Annotated in this window: 16 protein-coding genes, 1 tRNA gene and 2 pseudogenes; 11 read left to right on the forward strand and 8 right to left on the reverse strand. The window is 49.8% G+C overall.

Going from position 1 to position 16,495, the window contains the following annotated elements; translation table 11 throughout:
- Window positions 1–25 precede the first annotated feature (25 nt).
- Window positions 26–514, forward strand: a complete 489-nt coding sequence (locus NATSA_RS03360; protein WP_210510402.1) for a bactofilin family protein — start codon at window positions 26–28, stop codon at window positions 512–514.
- Window positions 515–632: 118 nt separating this feature from the next.
- On the opposite strand, the gene NATSA_RS03365 is transcribed toward NATSA_RS03360, so the two are convergent.
- Entirely contained in the window at window positions 633–1,103 is a 471-nt protein-coding gene (locus NATSA_RS03365) for a GAF domain-containing protein (RefSeq protein ID WP_210510404.1), read from the reverse strand.
- Between the two features lie 169 nt (window positions 1,104–1,272).
- Here NATSA_RS03365 and NATSA_RS03370 point away from each other — a divergent pair, with 169 nt between their 5' ends.
- The 7 genes and pseudogenes from NATSA_RS03370 to NATSA_RS03400 all read left to right on the forward strand — a co-directional run.
- A complete protein-coding gene (locus NATSA_RS03370) occupies window positions 1,273–1,899 on the forward strand; it encodes a MarC family NAAT transporter (protein WP_210510406.1) in 627 nt (208 codons plus the stop codon).
- 140 nt (window positions 1,900–2,039) lie between these two features.
- Window positions 2,040–2,276, forward strand: a complete 237-nt coding sequence (locus NATSA_RS03375) for a CDGSH iron-sulfur domain-containing protein (RefSeq protein WP_210510775.1) — start codon at window positions 2,040–2,042, stop codon at window positions 2,274–2,276.
- 233 nt (window positions 2,277–2,509) lie between these two features.
- A complete protein-coding gene (locus tag NATSA_RS03380) occupies window positions 2,510–3,352 on the forward strand; it encodes a sulfide/dihydroorotate dehydrogenase-like FAD/NAD-binding protein (protein ID WP_210510407.1) in 843 nt (280 codons plus the stop codon).
- Between the two features lie 244 nt (window positions 3,353–3,596).
- Entirely contained in the window at window positions 3,597–5,039 is a 1,443-nt protein-coding gene (gene gltA / locus NATSA_RS03385) for an NADPH-dependent glutamate synthase (RefSeq protein WP_419539832.1), read from the forward strand.
- A 150-nt stretch (window positions 5,040–5,189) separates the two neighbouring features.
- Window positions 5,190–5,543: pseudogene (locus NATSA_RS15420) on the forward strand (transposase); the annotation flags it as partial.
- Window positions 5,544–5,546: 3 nt separating this feature from the next.
- Window positions 5,547–5,813, forward strand: coding sequence for an ImmA/IrrE family metallo-endopeptidase (locus tag NATSA_RS15425; protein ID WP_336244678.1), 267 nt, complete (start codon window positions 5,547–5,549; stop codon window positions 5,811–5,813).
- A gap of 247 nt (window positions 5,814–6,060) precedes the next feature.
- Window positions 6,061–6,504, forward strand: a pseudogene (locus NATSA_RS03400) (DUF4411 family protein); the annotation flags it as partial.
- A gap of 167 nt (window positions 6,505–6,671) precedes the next feature.
- Here NATSA_RS03400 and NATSA_RS03405 read toward each other — a convergent pair.
- The 6 genes from NATSA_RS03405 to recJ all read right to left on the reverse strand — a co-directional run bounded on the left by NATSA_RS03405 (window position 6,672) and on the right by recJ (window position 11,548).
- Window positions 6,672–6,902 carry a hypothetical protein gene (locus NATSA_RS03405; protein WP_210510417.1) on the reverse strand — a complete coding sequence of 77 codons (231 nt, stop codon included), beginning with the start codon at window positions 6,900–6,902 and terminating at the stop codon, window positions 6,672–6,674.
- 40 nt (window positions 6,903–6,942) lie between these two features.
- Window positions 6,943–7,293: a Gfo/Idh/MocA family protein gene (locus NATSA_RS03410; protein WP_336244679.1), complete on the reverse strand. Its 351-nt coding sequence runs from the start codon at window positions 7,291–7,293 to the stop codon at window positions 6,943–6,945.
- Window positions 7,294–7,526: 233 nt separating this feature from the next.
- Window positions 7,527–7,958, reverse strand: coding sequence for a peroxiredoxin (locus tag NATSA_RS03415; protein WP_210510421.1), 432 nt, complete (start codon window positions 7,956–7,958; stop codon window positions 7,527–7,529).
- A 104-nt stretch (window positions 7,959–8,062) separates the two neighbouring features.
- Window positions 8,063–8,998 (reverse strand): hypothetical protein, encoded by a 936-nt coding sequence (locus tag NATSA_RS03420; RefSeq protein ID WP_210510423.1) that lies wholly within the window; start codon window positions 8,996–8,998, stop codon window positions 8,063–8,065.
- 680 nt (window positions 8,999–9,678) lie between these two features.
- Window positions 9,679–9,751 (reverse strand) — tRNA-Phe (locus tag NATSA_RS03425).
- A 36-nt stretch (window positions 9,752–9,787) separates the two neighbouring features.
- Window positions 9,788–11,548 (reverse strand): single-stranded-DNA-specific exonuclease RecJ, encoded by a 1,761-nt coding sequence (gene recJ, locus NATSA_RS03430; protein WP_210510424.1) that lies wholly within the window; start codon window positions 11,546–11,548, stop codon window positions 9,788–9,790.
- Between the two features lie 453 nt (window positions 11,549–12,001).
- Here recJ and NATSA_RS03435 point away from each other — a divergent pair, with 453 nt between their 5' ends.
- From NATSA_RS03435 to hslO, 3 genes are all read left to right on the forward strand, one after another.
- Window positions 12,002–13,165, forward strand: coding sequence for a THUMP domain-containing class I SAM-dependent RNA methyltransferase (locus NATSA_RS03435; protein WP_210510426.1), 1,164 nt, complete (start codon window positions 12,002–12,004; stop codon window positions 13,163–13,165).
- A 62-nt stretch (window positions 13,166–13,227) separates the two neighbouring features.
- Window positions 13,228–14,382, forward strand: coding sequence for a Glu/Leu/Phe/Val dehydrogenase dimerization domain-containing protein (locus NATSA_RS03440; protein WP_210510428.1), 1,155 nt, complete (start codon window positions 13,228–13,230; stop codon window positions 14,380–14,382).
- Window positions 14,383–14,387: 5 nt separating this feature from the next.
- Entirely contained in the window at window positions 14,388–15,284 is an 897-nt protein-coding gene (gene hslO, locus NATSA_RS03445) for an Hsp33 family molecular chaperone HslO (protein ID WP_210510430.1), read from the forward strand.
- On the opposite strand, the gene NATSA_RS03450 is transcribed toward hslO, so the two are convergent.
- Window positions 15,250–16,491, reverse strand: a complete 1,242-nt coding sequence (locus NATSA_RS03450) for a M20 metallopeptidase family protein (protein ID WP_210510431.1) — start codon at window positions 16,489–16,491, stop codon at window positions 15,250–15,252. The two genes, hslO and NATSA_RS03450, sit on opposite strands and share 35 nt — an antisense overlap.
- Between the last annotated feature and the right edge of the window lie 4 nt (window positions 16,492–16,495).

A 16,495-nucleotide genomic window follows, 5' to 3' on the forward strand; every position in this document is an offset into this window, starting at 1 on the left:
CCTCTCATCATCACAAATTCGGTTCATGGCACAAAACAATATTGATTATGTCAGTTTTATAGGGACAAACTCGGTTTTCAGTGAAGGCAAAATCAGAGTGGTGTCAGATTTGAAGATATCCGGTTTGGTGGAGATGGATATTGAAAGCAAGGGGAAGGTGATCGTGACCGAATCCGGCAAAGTGAAAGGGAGTATCGAGGCTGCTGATATTAATATCCATGGAGAGGCGGACGGGGATATTTCGGCGACCGGGATGATAATGATTTCTTCCAGCGGCAAGGTGAATGGTTCACTGGCAGCCAGATATGTGTCCATTGATGACGGCGGGATTTGCAACGGCCGAATGGTAACCGGGGAAGATGCGCCGAACCGCATACGTGAAAAAACGGCCGCTGCGGATCAGGCGCTCCCTCCTGAAAATATCACGCAGAACGAGCTCAAAGAGCTCAGTAACGAGCAAAAGGACGGACTCGATATCGACTGGAAGTCACTCCGTGAAAAAACGCGCAGATAGCCGGTTCACTCCTTTCCCGGTGCTCCCGGGAAGCCACTTTGGTGAATGCATGCCATGAAATGCCTGCCCGCCGGCATCGCAGGCGTGACGCAATCTTCCGTGTCCGGCTTTACCAGCTTTAAAACAGCTCTGCAACTTCCTCTGCGATGGCTTCCAGCATTTTCCTGTCATTCTCCGTCATGGCACCGCGGGTGTCGGAGTCAATATCGATTTCGCCGATCAGTTCGTCTCCTTTCATGACGGGCACAACGATCTCGGACTGCACGGTGGGGCTGCAAGCCAGGTAGTTGGACTCGGCAGTGACGTCGTTGACGATGAATGTTTTGAGGGATTCCGCCGCCTGACCGCACACTCCCTGTCCGAATGCTATACGTGTGTGTTCGGTGGGTTCACCTACATAGGGCCCGAGAACCAGTTGCTTTTCAGACAAGGGATCGACCAGATAAAAGCCGACCCAGTCATAATGAGGCACTTCACGGTGCAGCAGGGCACAGATATGCTGCATGGCCTCTTCTCTGTCAGCTGCTTCATCGATAAGCCGGCGGCTCTTGGTAACCAGCTCATCCCAGGGGATATCTCTTTCTGTCATAATGAGGATTTAAAGAACTTTAGGGTTCAAACTGATGTCAAATATACATAAATTTGCCGACGAAATTTGCCGATGCTGTTCAATGTATTATAAAACGGGGGCGACTTGCCCGCCGTATTGCTGATAGGCATGTCATGGTATTTATTATTATATAATAACGCACCGAAACATGGAGTTGTTCACCTTTCTCCTGGCTACATTTACTTCCCTGCTTTCAATCGCAAACCCGTTTGCGGCCATGCCTTTTTTTCTGGCTATGACGGATGGCGACAGCAATGAGCACCGGCGTCAGCAGGCCCTGAAAGCATGCATATACACGGTTCTTATTCTCGGGATCTTTCTGTTCGGCGGAAATTACATAATCAGCTTCTTTGGAATCAGCCTTGAGGGCATCCGGATTGCAGGCGGACTGCTTATCATGAAAATGGCCTATTCGCTGCTTGATCCGGACTCGCAGGGCCGTAAGCTTACCGCTGCCGACCATTCCGAAGCATACCGCAAGCCGGATATTTCATTCAGTCCGCTTGCCATGCCCATGCTGGCCGGACCGGGTTCGATAGCGCTTACTCTTGGATTTGCGTCACAGTCGTCTTCCGTAACAGACTATCTTGTCATATCCATTGCGATTCTGCTGGTGGCGGTTACCTCGTTTGTGCTGCTGGTCGTAGCTCGCCGGATGACCAAAATGCTGGGGCGGACAGGAATGACCGCACTTACCCGCATGATGGGCTTTATCGCACTGACCATCGGCGTTCAGTTTATTATAAACGGAGTGCGTCCGATCATCGGAACCTGACGGCATGCTTTTCCGTTGCACTATAAAAATCTTTCTTTTCAGGATGACATGTTTTAGATTCCGGCACTGAAACGAAAAGAGTAATTTCTGATTGAGATGTCGTATTTCAATCAGCGAACATCAAAATTGATCAGGTTGCCATGGATAAGCCGAAAGTTGCCAGCACCAAGCCCTATGTCATGAAAATTGAACCCGGCACCTATGCATGGTGTGCATGCGGACTATCCCGAAACCAGCCTTACTGCGACGGATCGCACAAGCCCACATCCATCAAACCGATTGTGGAAAAAGTTGAAGAAAGCAAGAACGTAGCCTGGTGCGGCTGCAAGCAGACCGGCACTCCTCCCTTTTGTGACGGTACGCACAACAAGCTGTAACATATACGTTACACTTTCGTTGCACGGATTTATTATTTTGTGAAAAGCGCCGCCGGTTGGTGTGTGGCCTCACAATGATGTCATTTTTGGTCGTTTTACTTGAAAAGACCATAGATATTCTTTAATATTAAGGACTTATATTATTTTTTGTTCTCATTTGCCGGCAGGTATATAGTTGCTCAGTGATATTATATTTTACCGCGCCTGCATATTTACCAAATGGAGTAATTATTTTGTATCCCATTATTTCCAGTCAGGAGCTTGCTCCTGCTATCAACAAGTTAATTGTGAAAGCGCCCCTGATTGCCAGGAAGCGGGAGCCGGGCAATTTTGTAATATTGCGTGCTGCCCTCACCGGCGAGCGCATACCGCTTACCATCGTCGATTCCGATCCGGATAAGGGCACCATTACGCTGATTGTGCAGTCGATCGGCAAAACGACGATGCTGATAAACAGCATGAAAGCAGGAGACGAGCTGATCGATGTCGCGGGTCCGCTTGGCGAACCTACACCGGTTGAAAATCACGGCACTGTCGTATGCATTGGTGGTGGTGTCGGGACGGCGGTCGTTTATCCCATCGCAAAAGCCCTGAGTGAGGCCGGCAATGATGTCATCAGCATCATCGGGGCGAGAAACGCGGAGCTTGTCATACTGGAAGAGGAAATGAAGGCGGTATCCCGTGAATTGATGATAACGACCGATGACGGATCTGCCGGGCGAAAGGGATTTGTGACCGATGCGCTGAAGGAGATCCTGGAGCGGCCGGGGACACTGTCTGCCGGCAGCGGCGCTGTCTATGCAATGGGACCCATGCCCATGATGCGCGCGGTGTCCGATGTCACCCGGGATACGGGCATCCGGACCTGGGTAAGTCTCAATCCCATCATGATGGATGGTACCGGAATGTGCGGAGCCTGCCGGGTAACGGTCGGCGATCAACTCAAATTTGCCTGCGTCGACGGTCCCGAATTCGACGCGCATCAAATCAATTTCGATGAGCTGATCGCGAGAAACCGGACCTATGCGGATCTCGAGAAAAAGGCTCTGGAAACATGCAAAAGCCTCCAGACATAACATTATTACTTCAGGTGACTTTCACCATGACAGAGCATCAGCCCGGCATCCGGGAGCATAAATGCAATTTGTTACAGCATTAGACGTGACGACATAAATCCGAATATTTTTACACATGAAAGCCACAGCAAACACGAAACGCTCTGAAAAGGACCCCGCCGGGAGCAGGGAAAAAAGCGGAAAAAACAAAAAATCCGGAGTGGAAAAACGGCCGAAAATTATTTCGCTGAAGCCCAGGGAGCGGATGCAGATTCCGCGAAATCAGCCGAACGAACAGGATCCGGCCGGGCGGATCACCAATTTTTGTGAAGTATCCAACGGGTTTGATGTGCGCAAGGCTCTGGCAGAAACCGAACGGTGCCTGGAGTGCAACGATCCGGTCTGCATGCAGTCCTGCCCGGTGAATATCGATATTCCCTCCTTCATCCAGCTGATGTATCAGGGCGATTACGATGGCGCCATTCGCAAGATCCGCGAATCCAACTATCTGCCGGCGATTTGCGGCAGGGTGTGTCCGCAGGAGACGCTCTGTGAAAGCGTATGCATTGTGGGGAAAAAACGCGAGCCGCTGGCCATCGGGAAGATGGAGCGGTTTCTGGCCGATTATGAGGCCGAGCAGGGGACCTTTACTCCGCCTCCGGTTGCGGATCCCAAAGGACAGAGCGTCGCTGTGGTCGGATCCGGTCCGGGCGGACTTACCGTTGCCGCGGAACTTGCCCAGATGGGATACGATGTCACCATTTTTGAAGCGTTGCATGAGGCCGGCGGCGTGCTGAAATACGGCATCCCCGAATTTCGTCTGCCCAAAAAGATTGTGGATGAAGAGGTGGACCGGGTTAAAGCGCTGGGCGTCAAGGTCGAAACCAATGTGATCATCGGCCGCACGCTGACCATTGACGAACTTTTCGATGAAATGGGATACAGCGCGGTCTATATCGGAACAGGCGCCGGTTCACCCAGATTTCTGAATATCCCGGGTGAAAACCTGAGCGGTGTCTACTCTGCCAGCGAACTGCTGACCCGGGTCAATCTGATGAAAGCCTACAAGTTCCCGGAGTATGACACACCGCTGAAAATCGGCAACAAGGTGGTGGTGCTGGGCGGCGGCGATGTGGCCATGGACGCCGTGCGTACCTCCAAACGAATCGGTCCCGAGCAGACGACCCTGCTCTACCGCCGGTCCCGCGAAGAGATGCCTGCGCGCATCGAGGAAGTGCATCATGCCGAAGAAGAAGGCATCGAATTCCATTTTCTTACCAGTCCGGTTGCCATCCACGGCGACGAAAACGGCTGGGTGAAGGCGATAGAGTGTCAGCGGATGGAGCTTGGCGAGCCGGATGAGCGCGGACGGCGCCGGCCGGTTCCCGTTGAAGGATCCAATTTCATCATTGAAACCGACACGGTGGTCGTTGCGATCGGACAAACGCCCAACCCGATCATCCAGCATACCACGCCCGGCCTTGAAACCACCGACTGGGGTACCATCAAGGCGGATGAAAAGGGTGCTACGAGCCGGCCCGGAATTTACGCCGGAGGTGATATCACACGCGGTGGCGCCACAGTCATTCAGGCTGTAGCCGACGGCAAAAATGCCTCAAGAGCCATTGATGAATATCTGGAGTCGCTCAGAGAAGCATCAGAAACCGAAGCGGCGCCAACGGCTTCGGGAGCGGCTCAAGGCAGGTGAGATGGCCGGTCCCGGATGGATGTGATAGCGTGATACTCCAATCCGTTTAAAAAAAAAGCGAATCCAGTGCTCCCTGTGGCTTGTCATACTTGCTCTTTCGGCTGCATCATTGCGGTTAAGTGTAAGGTATACCCTGGCATTGCCCAGTAGCGCTGCTGGGTGCATAAGACGGCCAATATACTCGACAAGGTGCCCAAGAAAATTCAGCCTCAGGTCAAAAAGATGATCCATGAAATGTACCTGTCGGATACCAAAGCCGATGCTTTGCAGGTATTTGAAGATTTTGTCAGCCTATATGGGGCCAAATATCCAAGGGCTGTTGAGTGCTTGGTCAAAGATAAAGAGGCATTGTTCGCCTTTTATGATTTTCCGGCCGAACACTGGCAGCATTTGAGAACGACCAACCCGATCGAATCGACATTCGCCACGGTTCGTCACCGTACCCGCCAAACCAGAGGATGTGGCTCGGTGGAAACGATCATCTCGAGGGTCTTCAAACTGGCCCATATTTGGATCGGTGAAAGTGCCGGTTTCGATTTTCGACAGCTGCAACCAAGCCAGGATCCGGTCGAGCAGTTCTGCGATCAGGTGGCCGCTGAATTTCTGGTTCCGGAAGAGGCGATTGACGAATTATGGAAGGAGCACACCGGCTTTGATCAGCTTGCCAGACAGTTTAAAGTAAGTCAGCTTGTTATTGCCCGCAGGGCTTTGGATCTCAAAAAATCACCAAGACGGAATTTTTTGACTTTTATGAACAATACCAACGCAAGCTGAGAAAAAGAAAAGAAAGACAGGGCGACGGGGGGAATTTTTATGCCACATTGAGAAATCGCCTGAATAGCCGGTTTTTCTATACAGTTCATCAAGCCGTAAAAGAAAACAGATTGCTTCACAGAGAAGCTTTTCAATTAACCGGGTTGAAAGGCAAAACGTATGATAAAGCTGTTCTTGAACTCCAGGACTAATGGAACCTTACGTTGTGGACAGCAATTTTTTTATTGAATCCTGACGGGAGCGTTTTCCATTGGATATTGTTAGTAGCTTCTGGGATCAGGTAAAACATCTGATACAAGAAGGAAAAATCATCAGTATTGATAAAGTAAGGGATGAAATATTTGAAAATGAAGATAATTTGACTTTTTAAGTGAAACAGCACATTCCGGAATCATTTTTTAAAAGTACGACAGACAGCAGGGTTTTGACGGAGTATCAAACAGTAGCTGCATGGGCAGAATCCCGATCTCATCACTACCAAAGAAAAGCCATTGACGAATTTCTGGAATTCAAAAGAGCCGATGCCTGGCTGGTTGCTTATTGCTCAGCAATGCATCGCAAATTGGTTACACAGGAGGTGAGTAATCCGAATCGAAAAAATAAAATTCCCTTACCGGATGCCTGTGCCCCACAGGGCGTCAAAACATTGAACATGAACGAACTATTCACAATATTGAAAATAAGCTTTTGAATTTTATCAATAATATCAGCGAATAGATTGAATGTTAAAGCTGGCTATTTAGAAATACATTATCAATGGTTTCGGATGAAGTAGTAGTTTATTACTCAACCATATTATTGCCTGACTTATCAATTATTGCAACGAGCAAACACCTCAGTACAACCCTGATCTTTCCCTTACGAATGCTTTACCAGCGCTTCCATCACCCGGTTGGTTCGAGCAGCCGTTATTCCGGTGCTGGGAAATCGGGTGGAGGTATCATTTCCTGATGTCCGCCTTTTTGACGGATCGTTTTCATCGTGCATCCGGGCTTCCTGCCGGCTGTCGTAATACTCCAGCAATTCATTAAAAATTGTTTTTATCAGCGGTTGCTGGATGTGCTCGGGCATATCGAAATGAAAGCGCACCGTATTGAATGAGTTTTCGCCTTTGTTTTCTGTTTGGATTTCATTGCCGCTCCGAAGGTGCCGGCTTGTTCATACGGATTTCCACCGAGCGGACTTCGCCGATCACACCGTCATCCACAAGCTCGATGATTTTACGATAATCCGGCAGCATTCGCCGGTAATAAGCAACAAAGAGCGGCACACCCGCCTGTTCACACGTTTCGATCATTTCCAGGCATTCACGATAAGATCGTGCCACGGGTTTTTCGACATAGACCGGTTTCCCGGCTTCAGCGGCCTTGCGGGTCAGTTCCGCATGGACATGAGGAGGTGTGGCGATATACACGGCATTTATTTCGGGATCAGCGAGCAATTTGCCGGCGTCATCATATCCGGTGATTAAGCGAGGTATTTTCCTTGTGACTCATTTCAATGATATTCTGTGTTCATCGATTTGAAAAATTCTGCCACATAATGAAGCGCATACATTTCGGCCAAAAATAAATAGTTTTAGATCAAACAGTGGGCTCGGATCGGTCATATTGCTCAAATAAATGACTACCACCTTGATGCTATTTCCAGGATACAGAGTTCGGCTGGATGGCAGCGCCCTGTTCCTTCCTTTTATTATCGACTATTCCGAAGTTACCGGAGCCTACCTATCTGTAAACTTAACGCCAGCCCGCCGAAAGGCTGATTCGTGTTAACATTTATAAAGCTGTACAACCCGAGCGCAGTGTAATCGGTAACTAACCAGGATACGTTGCCCTCCAGCGGGAAACCCAGGATCCGGTCCATTTTGCCTTCCGGATCACCACCGATAAGCCTTGGATATTGATTCCCACCCACGATTGAGGCTCCGACACCGGTGTTGGCGTAAAACGGGCCGATCATTGCGGCCCTTCCGTACATAACAGCGATATCCCAGACGTCATCTCCCCACAGCGGATCGGTAGAAGCAATGCGTGCCGATAGTATGTGCCGGTTGAATTCGTAGGAAATCCCTGTGGCAGAACCCGGACCCTGGGTGGTAATGCCGTAGGAAAAAGAAGATCTAAACCGGCTTTCAGATTTCATCCAGGCGTCCGTCCGGGCGTATAGCGGAGAGCTAACCAGCAAAGTGCACAAAATTACTAGACAAATCCTGACCATAAATATCACATTTTAAAATTCGAGTCAGTTTAAAATCTGGTGTTAACGATATTGGCAAAATCCGATCCGAAGGTATATGACAAAGCAATAAGGCCTCTGAAGGAATAATCAGTGGCCAATTCGCGCTGATCCAAAAGTACATCTTCTAAAGCCGCATCTCCTATCGGAAGCGAGACCTGATCCTGAACAAGATCATAATCAAGCTGCAGGGAAAGGGAGAGACCTTTAGCCAGCCGAACCGAAAGCTGCCCAAAAGTTTGAATTTTCCTGAGATCAAAATCGTGAAAATAATGTGAGCCTGTTATACCGGCATTTATACTGCCCCATGGCTGTTGATATTCTGCCCGCAGCTGCAGCTCATGTAAAAAAAGATTCTCGGTTGTTTTGTCAAAAATCGTACGCTCATAATAGTTGGCATGGGTATAGCCGAACCGATAATTAACCTTAACAGCACGACGTGTTGCTTCTTGATAAGGAAACAGGCTGTACTCAATTCCCGGAGTAATACGGAAACGATGCTCCAGATTCCGGTCATCCCGTGTTATGTAATCGGCAAAAAGAGCGGCAGACCAGTGTTCCGTTAAGCTTTTAATCGCATAGCTATTAATACCATGGCGATGATGCCTGTTTATAAAATCATCTTCATCCTCTCGTTCGATTCTGGTATAGTGGTAATTGAAATACGGACGGAATCTTAAATTCCATTCTTCAGTAACGCGGTCGGCAAAAAAACCCCAACGCGAATCAAAATCAGTACGTTTTGACTCATCCCGAAATTGAAACCGCCCTGCGTAAACTTCAAATACCCAATAATTCCACGGATCATCCTCTTCCCTGATTATCTCTTCTTCTACCTCATCATAATCTACTGAAAACTGTGAGGCATATGGAGTCCGTAGCATATAAGGGACCAAGCCCTTGCGGATGGCTTCATTAAGGCTCTCGCGAATTTCATCATCCGTCATGTTTTGATCTACCCGGTGTTCAAAATCAAGATGAAAATCGCTGAACTCCCGACGTCCGATGAAACTGAGTTCATAAAGACGGCCTCTGGCCCCGGTAGGTTCGGCGGTTATAAACAAGTGAATATCGGCCTGATCCTGATCGCGAACATAATTTACAAAAGTAATCTCTCTGCGGATGTGATCGTAATCACACCATTCACAATCAATAAATAGTCTCAGTCGCTCATTGCTTTGACTTTGAACTTCTGCATTGGCGATTTGATAAGTAAAAGCAACTGATAAAATAAATGTAACAGATAAAAATGATTTCAGAGTCCAATTCATGGTGTAAATAATTTACTCAAGTTCAGGGAGAGCTGTCAGGGTCACTTATACATAACGCTTATACTTAGAAGTGGGTATCCCGATAACCCGTCAAAATAAGGTCAAAATGGGGGTTAAATGGGGTTGGACGGCTTTTTAAGGATTGTAAGTCTGGTTTGAAGCTGCCGGAGCAGTTGTCATTAAACAAGGGAGAAAAAATACGAGGGATCTGATATGGGAAATAAAAAAAATGATAGAAAAAGTTCGGGGAAACTGACACCATCTCCAAATTGAACTGTAACCGAAAAACTGGAAAGAAGAATGCAAAAAAAAAGCTTTGCACCACTGTAAGTTTGTGATACAAAGCATTTTAGCTGTGGGACCGGGCGGAATCGAACCGCCGACACACGGATTTTCAGTCCGTTGCTCTACCAACTGAGCTACAGTCCCTCCCATCCATCGGAGAACCCAAATATACGGCCTTTTTTATTTTGACAAAACCTGTTTATTATTTTTTTCAGCAGCCGGAACCTGTTCGCCTCCAATATGTATGTCTTTTAGACGAAGCTGCAGACTGGTTTTATTGTTCCAGGTGTTTTCCTCTATGGTATAGGCAATATCAACGGACCCTGAGCCCGCATTGCGCAGCGGTTCGGCATATTTTTCCATGTTGAAGCCAATCGCTTCAAAGGCCGGTGCGCCGCTTTGTGATATGCGCATTTTGAGATGTCCCTGCCCGACGATCATCGGACGTGTATTGAGGTTCACGTCGCGGCTGACAAAAATGGGTTTGAGATTGTTGGGACCAAACGGTTCGAATTGCTTGAGCAGTTTCCAGAAGCGCTGGGTGATTTCATTCAGCGACAACTCGGTATCAATCAGCAATTCGGGATTGAAATCCTGCTCGGAAAGCATTTCACCTGTGATATCGTGAAACCGCTTTATAAACTCTTCAAGCTGATCTTCTTCAATCGTCAAACCTGCCGCGTACTTGTGACCGCCAAACTGAACAAGCAGGTCATCGCATTTTTTCAACGCATCGTAAATATTGAAACCGTTGATGCTTCTTGCCGACCCCTTTATTTGTCCGTCAACAGTGCTGAGCATGATGGTCGGACGGCAGTAGATATCCACAAGTCGCGAGGCAACTATGCCGATCACTCCAAGATGCCAGTCCGGATCGTGAAGAACCAGGCATGATCCGGCGTCGCCATAGCTGTCACCGTCAATTTGCTTGAGCGCTTCATCCATCGTGCGGGTATCGGTACTGCGTCGCTGCAGGTTGATTTTCTCAAGACGAGAGGCCAGTTCGCCTGCCTCTTCCGGTGTTTCGGATATGAGCAGCGCCACAGCAACGGCGGCATCCCCCATCCTTCCGGCCGCATTGATCCTGGGCCCGAGTGAAAAGACAATATGTGAGGTGGTTAATTCGGGGCCCCTCAGCTGAATGCGGTCAAGAAGGGCTTTTATTCCGGCCCTCGGATTTTTATTTATGCGATCCAGGCCCTCCCGCATCAGAATGCGGTTTTCATCGACAATGGGCACAATATCCGATGCGATGGATATGGCGACCAGGTCCAGATAGGGATGTGCGACATTCGGGGGCAGCCCCAGCTTGACCAGAGTTGCCTGAATCAGTTTGAAACCGACACCGGCTCCGGACAACCCCTTGAAGGGATAAGGACATCCGGGCTGCTTGGGATCGAGAACAGCCACAGCATCAGGGATCTTGTCGCCGGCATTGTGGTGGTCACAGATAATGAGCTCAATACCCTTGCTTCTGGCGTATTCGGTCTCCTCCACGGCAGTAATGCCGCAGTCAACCGAAACAATCAGTCCGGCGCCGATGCTTTCGGCGTAGTCAATACCGTCACGGCCGATGCCGTATCCTTCCTTGAAACGATGCGGAATATAGAAGTGCACATCCAGTCCGAAGTTTTTCAGGAAGGTATGCATAATGGCTGTTGCGGTGGTGCCGTCCACATCATAATCACCGTAAACAACGACTTTTTCGCTGTTTCTGATTGCCGCCGCAAGCCGTTCAGCCCCCGTTTCCATTCCCTTCATAAGGAACGGATCGTGAAGGCTTTCTAAGTCAGGTCTGAAAAACTGTCGCGCATCTTCAAACGTTTTGATCCCCCGAATGCTGAGCAGGCGCGCGATCGACTCAGGAACACCAAGTTCCTTTTGGAGTCGGGATATAGCCTCCTCATGTTCCGGCTGGATGTAGTTCCATCGGAAAGACATAGTGGTAAGTGTCTTGTTCTTTTTATCATGAAAAGGTGTCGGGCGGCCAGGCCCGCGAACCACATAGTGCCGCGTTGCGCGCGTGCTTTTCCGGCATCATCCGCAGTATAAATATCTGTTCTTCAGATATAAATGTAATTTAAGCGGATAAAATTCTGCAACCTCAAGTTACAAAAAATTGATGTCGGAAAATATAACGAATCAGGTTCCTCGCTTCTTGCGGATCCGTTAAACATACAGTGATTCAGTGGATGTCATGGTGCTGCGCCGGTCATTGCACATCGGAAATCAGGGAACGTCAAACCGCATACAGTCCCGGTTAAAAAAGCAGGAAACGCAATTCAGGGTTCATCAGAGAGCGGAAAAAGCGTATATTTGACATCCGGCTCACGGCGTGCACCAGGCTCCCGACTTCCGGCCAGACGTTACATCGCATACTGTATTACATCCCTTATGTCTCAATTTTTAAAATCTGAAATCCCGCTTTTTGTCAAGACACTGATGGGACTCGAGGACGTGCTGGCGGATGAGCTGAAGACGATCGGGGCAAAGGATATTTATACCGGGAAGAGAGGCGTGTCGTGCGTGGCGGGTGAACGCACGTTTTATTCCATCCTTATCCATTCGCGCATTGCCATTCGTGTGCTTGTGCGGCTGCAGGAGGGCAGGGTCAACAATGAAACCGAGCTTTATGAGTGGGTGAAAACGATTGACTGGCATAACTATCTCACACTCAAGCACACCCTGGCCGTCGACGTGGTTTCCTTTCATCCGGAGATGAACCACACGGTATTTCTTGCACAGAAAACCAAGGATGCGGTGGTAGACCGGTTCCGCGAAGAGTATGACATGCGTCCAAGTGTGGAGCCCAAGGATCCGGACGTCCGCATCAACCTTCATATCTCAAAAGACGGAGCGGCACATATTGCCCTGGATGCATCGGGCCGCAGCATGAACCAGCGTGGTTACCGGAAGAAAACGGGCAAGGCGGCGATCAATGAAGTTCTGGCGGCCGGACTGATCGCCATCAGCGGATGGGATCCGGAAACGCCGTTTGTAGATCCCATGTGCGGATCGGGGACGCTCGTCATCGAAGCGGCAATGCAGGCCAAGCAGCGTGCTCCGGCATTGCTGAACGAGACATTCGGCATCAGGCGCTGGCCCCATTTCCGCGAAACTCTGTGGCAGTCGCTCATCAGGGAAGCCAGGCGGCTGGAGCGAAGGGATGTGGACTGGATATACGGAAATGACATTGACAAGAAAGCCCTGGAGGCCTGCAAGGCAAACATCCGGAATGCAAAACTGACACATAACATCCGGTTGTCCAACCTTCCCTTTGACAAGTTCTGGATTCCGAAAGGCAATGGCGTGATCATCTCCAATCCGCCTTACGGCGAACACATCGGCGACCGATCCGAACTGAAAAAACTGTACGAAGAAATCGGCCGCGTACTTCGCTACAAGGCAAAGGGATACAAGGCCTGGTTTATCACACCGGATAAAGAGTTCAGGAAGTCCGTCCCCCTGAAACACGGAAAAAAGATTAATGTTTTGAACGGATCCATTCCTTGTGAGTATATTTCCTATAGCATTGGACCAAAAAAAGAACTTTCTTAATTTGCTGGAAGCGCTTTTCCGTCGCTTCTTGAGAGCACTAAACCCCAAAAGAACCCAATATTATGGCACCTACCCTGACTGAAAAACAGCCCAAGCACGGATTCTCAGTTTTTGACAACATGCTGAAGAATGAGCACGAACAGGTGATCATGTGCTCCGATCCTTCTTCCGGGCTGAAAGCGATCATTGCTATACACAATACCATTCTCGGACCCTCTCTTGGCGGCGTGCGTATGTGGCCGTACGAAAGTGAGGAAGCAGCGCTGAAAGATGTTCTCAATCTTTCACGCGGTATGACATACAAATCAGCCGTGGCGGGACTCAATCTTGGCGGCGGCAAGGCGGTTATTATCGGGAATCCCAAGAAAGACAAAAAGGAAGCCATATTCCGTGCATTCGGACGCTATGTCGAGGGGCTTGCCGGACGGTATATCACCGCGGAGGATGTGGGCATGTCGCTTCAGGACATGGAGTGGATACGCATGGAGACCAAATATGTGACGGGTATTTCGATGGCCCTGGGCGGAAGCGGCGACCCATCCCCGGTCACAGCCATGGGTGTTTACATGGGGATGAAGTCCTGCGCCAAAAAAGTTTACGGATCCGATTCACTGGAAGGACGCAAAATCAGCATCCAGGGTGCCGGAAACGTCAGCACGCACCTGGTCAGGCTGCTGCACAAGGAAGGGGCAAAACTCTACATCACCGACATCGATGAAGAAAAAGTGGAGCGCATCGTTCGCGAAACAGGAGCCATAGCCGTAGATACCGACTCCATTTATGATGTTGACGTCGATATTTTCAGTCCCAATGCCCTGGGCGGTGTCCTGAATGAAAATACCATACCGAGGCTCAAGTGTGACATAATTGCCGGTGGCGCCAACAATCAGATTGAAGACGAATCTGTCCACGGGCCGATGCTCATTGAGCGCGGAATGCTTTATGCTCCGGATTATGTTATCAATTCCGGCGGCGTTATCAATGTCTCCAATGAGCTGGAAGGATACAACCGAGAACGGGCACACGAACAGGCCGGCAGAATATATGATACCATGACACGCATTTTGGAATATTCTGAAACGCACAACGTTCCTACCTACACCGCCTCAAACAGCATTGCCGAAATGCGTTTGAAACAAATAGGAAGAGTCAAGTCCATTTATGCTTCCCGGAGTCATTTCACCGGCCGGATGGGTGAGCTTGTCGGAAGAAGATAGATTTTATGAACAAAGAAGAATTCAAGCATCGTGACCGGCTTCTGAAAGCCATATCAGAAAACGGTCACTACAGGATCATTGTAGTTAAAACAACGGAAATAGTCAGGACGGCCAGAAATAATCACAATCTGTCACTGCTGCCGACGGTGCTCCTGGGGCGAACACTGACAGCAGCACTGCTGCTGGCATCCAACCTCAAGGGTGAAGAGCGAATACAAATCAAGCTGCAAGGTAATGGTCCGGTCGGATCCGTCACTGCCGAGGCAACCAGCCACGGAGAAGTGCGGGGATATGTTGCAAGTCCCGATGCGGCACTGGACCTTGCCAATAATGAAAAGCTGGGAGACGGGATTGGCATCGGTCTGATGACGGTTTCGAAAGTGCTATACAACAAAGCGAGGCCGGTCACCGGTACGGTGGATCTTGTCCGCGGCAATGTGAATGAGGATCTTGCCCATTACCTGCTGCAGTCAGAGCAGGTCCCGTCGGCCGTAAGTCTGGATGTGGCACTGGATGAGCACGGCGATGTCGCGCATGCGGGCGGAGTGCTTGTGCAGGCCATGCCGGGTGCGGAGCAGGAAGAGACAGAGCGCATCGAAAACAACATCAGGCATATGCCTCAGATTGGCGAGCAGCTGCAAAGTACCTATCTGGATGGCATACTGGCGACCGTATCTGAAGGCATGCCGGTCAGGGAGCTCGACAGGTATCCGGTTGATTTTTTCTGCCGTTGCTCGCGGGAACGGTTTCAGAAGTCCCTGGCACTGGTCAATCCGGATGATCTGCTCAAAATGAATGCAGAAACCGAAGAGCTGGTTTGCCACTACTGCGGCGAACGGTATGAGTTCTCAGGAGAGGAGATCGAGGCTATTGCTCATAAAGCGAAGCTGCGGCAGAATTGACACTGGCTTTTCTTTTAAATATGTGGTCTTTCAAATGGCGGACAAGCGTATAGCTCATCAGGGCGGATGTTGGTGAGATGACACTTTCGTCAACGTCAAAACGGGAATGATGCAGCGGGTAGGATGTGTCCGGTGAATTTGCCGTGCCCACGCGCATGAAAAGACCGGGAAAACGTTCCGTATAATAAGCAAAGTCTTCAGCACCAATGCTTTGTTCCCGGTCCAGAAATTTATCGTCTCCAAGTTCACCGGTGACAATGCCGCGAATAAAGCGGTACATCTGGTAATTGTTTATGACGGATGGGGCGCCTCCTCCGAACCGGACCCGGCATTCAACGCCGTTAAGTTTGCCGATGCCATGTATGATCTCCTGCATTTGCTCCCGGATCTGCTGACGCAGCTGCTCGTTCATGGTGCGCAGTGTTCCCCCGAAAGCAACGTGATGCGGAATGACATTCAGCGCATCCCCGCCATGAAATGAACAGATGGAGAGAACGGCCGGCTTGCGGACATCGCTGGTGCGGCCGATCATCTGATAGAGATGCTGGGTAATCTGATGGGCAATCCAGATCGTGTCTTTGCCTTCATACGGTCTGGCGGAGTGCGTGGTCGACTCGGCATCGACGGTAATCTCAAAGGTATCAAAAGACCCCGTCTCGGCACCGGGCTGCGCACTGAAATACCCGCCGGGCACTGTAGGATCACAATGGATGCCGTATATGGCCTGGATGTCATCCAGAATGCCCGCCTTTAAAATACGTGGAGCACCGCTCGGGCTTATTTCCTCAGCCGGTTGCCAGAACACCCGCACCGTTCCCTGCAGCTCATCACGTTTCATGTAGAGCAGCCGGGCCACACCGGCAGCAATAGTGCTGTGGACATCGTGCCCGCAAAGATGTCCGAACCCGGACCTTTGGGATGCGTATGGTTTTTCCTTTCGGTCCTGAATGGGAAGTGCATCCATATCAGCACGGTAGGCAATGACCGGGCCTTCATGTTCTCCGGTGATATCGATAAAAAAACCGGTGCCTGCGACAGTTACAGGGGTAGGCATCCCGGACTCTGCCAGGTACTTCTTTAGTGTTTTGGAGGTCTCGTATTCAGACCATCCGGTTTCGGGATGCCGGTGCAGTGAACGCCTTAATGCAATAAGTTCGTTTTCGAAGGCAAAGGATTTATTCCGGAGTTCTTTCAGCAGTTTGTTCATGGAG

Source organism: Natronogracilivirga saccharolytica (genome assembly GCF_017921895.1).
GTDB lineage: Bacteria > Bacteroidota > Rhodothermia > Balneolales > Natronogracilivirgulaceae > Natronogracilivirga > Natronogracilivirga saccharolytica.

What these genes read in the sequence shown, in the direction of transcription:
- NATSA_RS03360 (WP_210510402.1), top strand. Translation starts at nt 26, where the DNA reads ATGGCACAAAACAATATTGATTATGTCAGTTTTATAGGGACAAACTCG.
- NATSA_RS03365 (WP_210510404.1), bottom strand. Translation starts at nt 1,103, where the DNA reads ATGACAGAAAGAGATATCCCCTGGGATGAGCTGGTTACCAAGAGCCGC.
- NATSA_RS03370 (WP_210510406.1), top strand. Translation starts at nt 1,273, where the DNA reads ATGGAGTTGTTCACCTTTCTCCTGGCTACATTTACTTCCCTGCTTTCA.
- NATSA_RS03375 (WP_210510775.1), top strand. Translation starts at nt 2,040, where the DNA reads ATGGATAAGCCGAAAGTTGCCAGCACCAAGCCCTATGTCATGAAAATT.
- gltA (WP_419539832.1), top strand. Translation starts at nt 3,597, where the DNA reads ATGCAGATTCCGCGAAATCAGCCGAACGAACAGGATCCGGCCGGGCGG.
- NATSA_RS03415 (WP_210510421.1), bottom strand. Translation starts at nt 7,958, where the DNA reads ATGAAATCTGAAAGCCGGTTTAGATCTTCTTTTTCCTACGGCATTACC.
- NATSA_RS03420 (WP_210510423.1), bottom strand. Translation starts at nt 8,998, where the DNA reads ATGACGGATGATGAAATTCGCGAGAGCCTTAATGAAGCCATCCGCAAG.
- recJ (WP_210510424.1), bottom strand. Translation starts at nt 11,548, where the DNA reads ATGTCTTTCCGATGGAACTACATCCAGCCGGAACATGAGGAGGCTATA.
- NATSA_RS03435 (WP_210510426.1), top strand. Translation starts at nt 12,002, where the DNA reads ATGTCTCAATTTTTAAAATCTGAAATCCCGCTTTTTGTCAAGACACTG.
- NATSA_RS03440 (WP_210510428.1), top strand. Translation starts at nt 13,228, where the DNA reads ATGGCACCTACCCTGACTGAAAAACAGCCCAAGCACGGATTCTCAGTT.
- hslO (WP_210510430.1), top strand. Translation starts at nt 14,388, where the DNA reads ATGAACAAAGAAGAATTCAAGCATCGTGACCGGCTTCTGAAAGCCATA.
- NATSA_RS03450 (WP_210510431.1), bottom strand. Translation starts at nt 16,491, where the DNA reads ATGAACAAACTGCTGAAAGAACTCCGGAATAAATCCTTTGCCTTCGAA.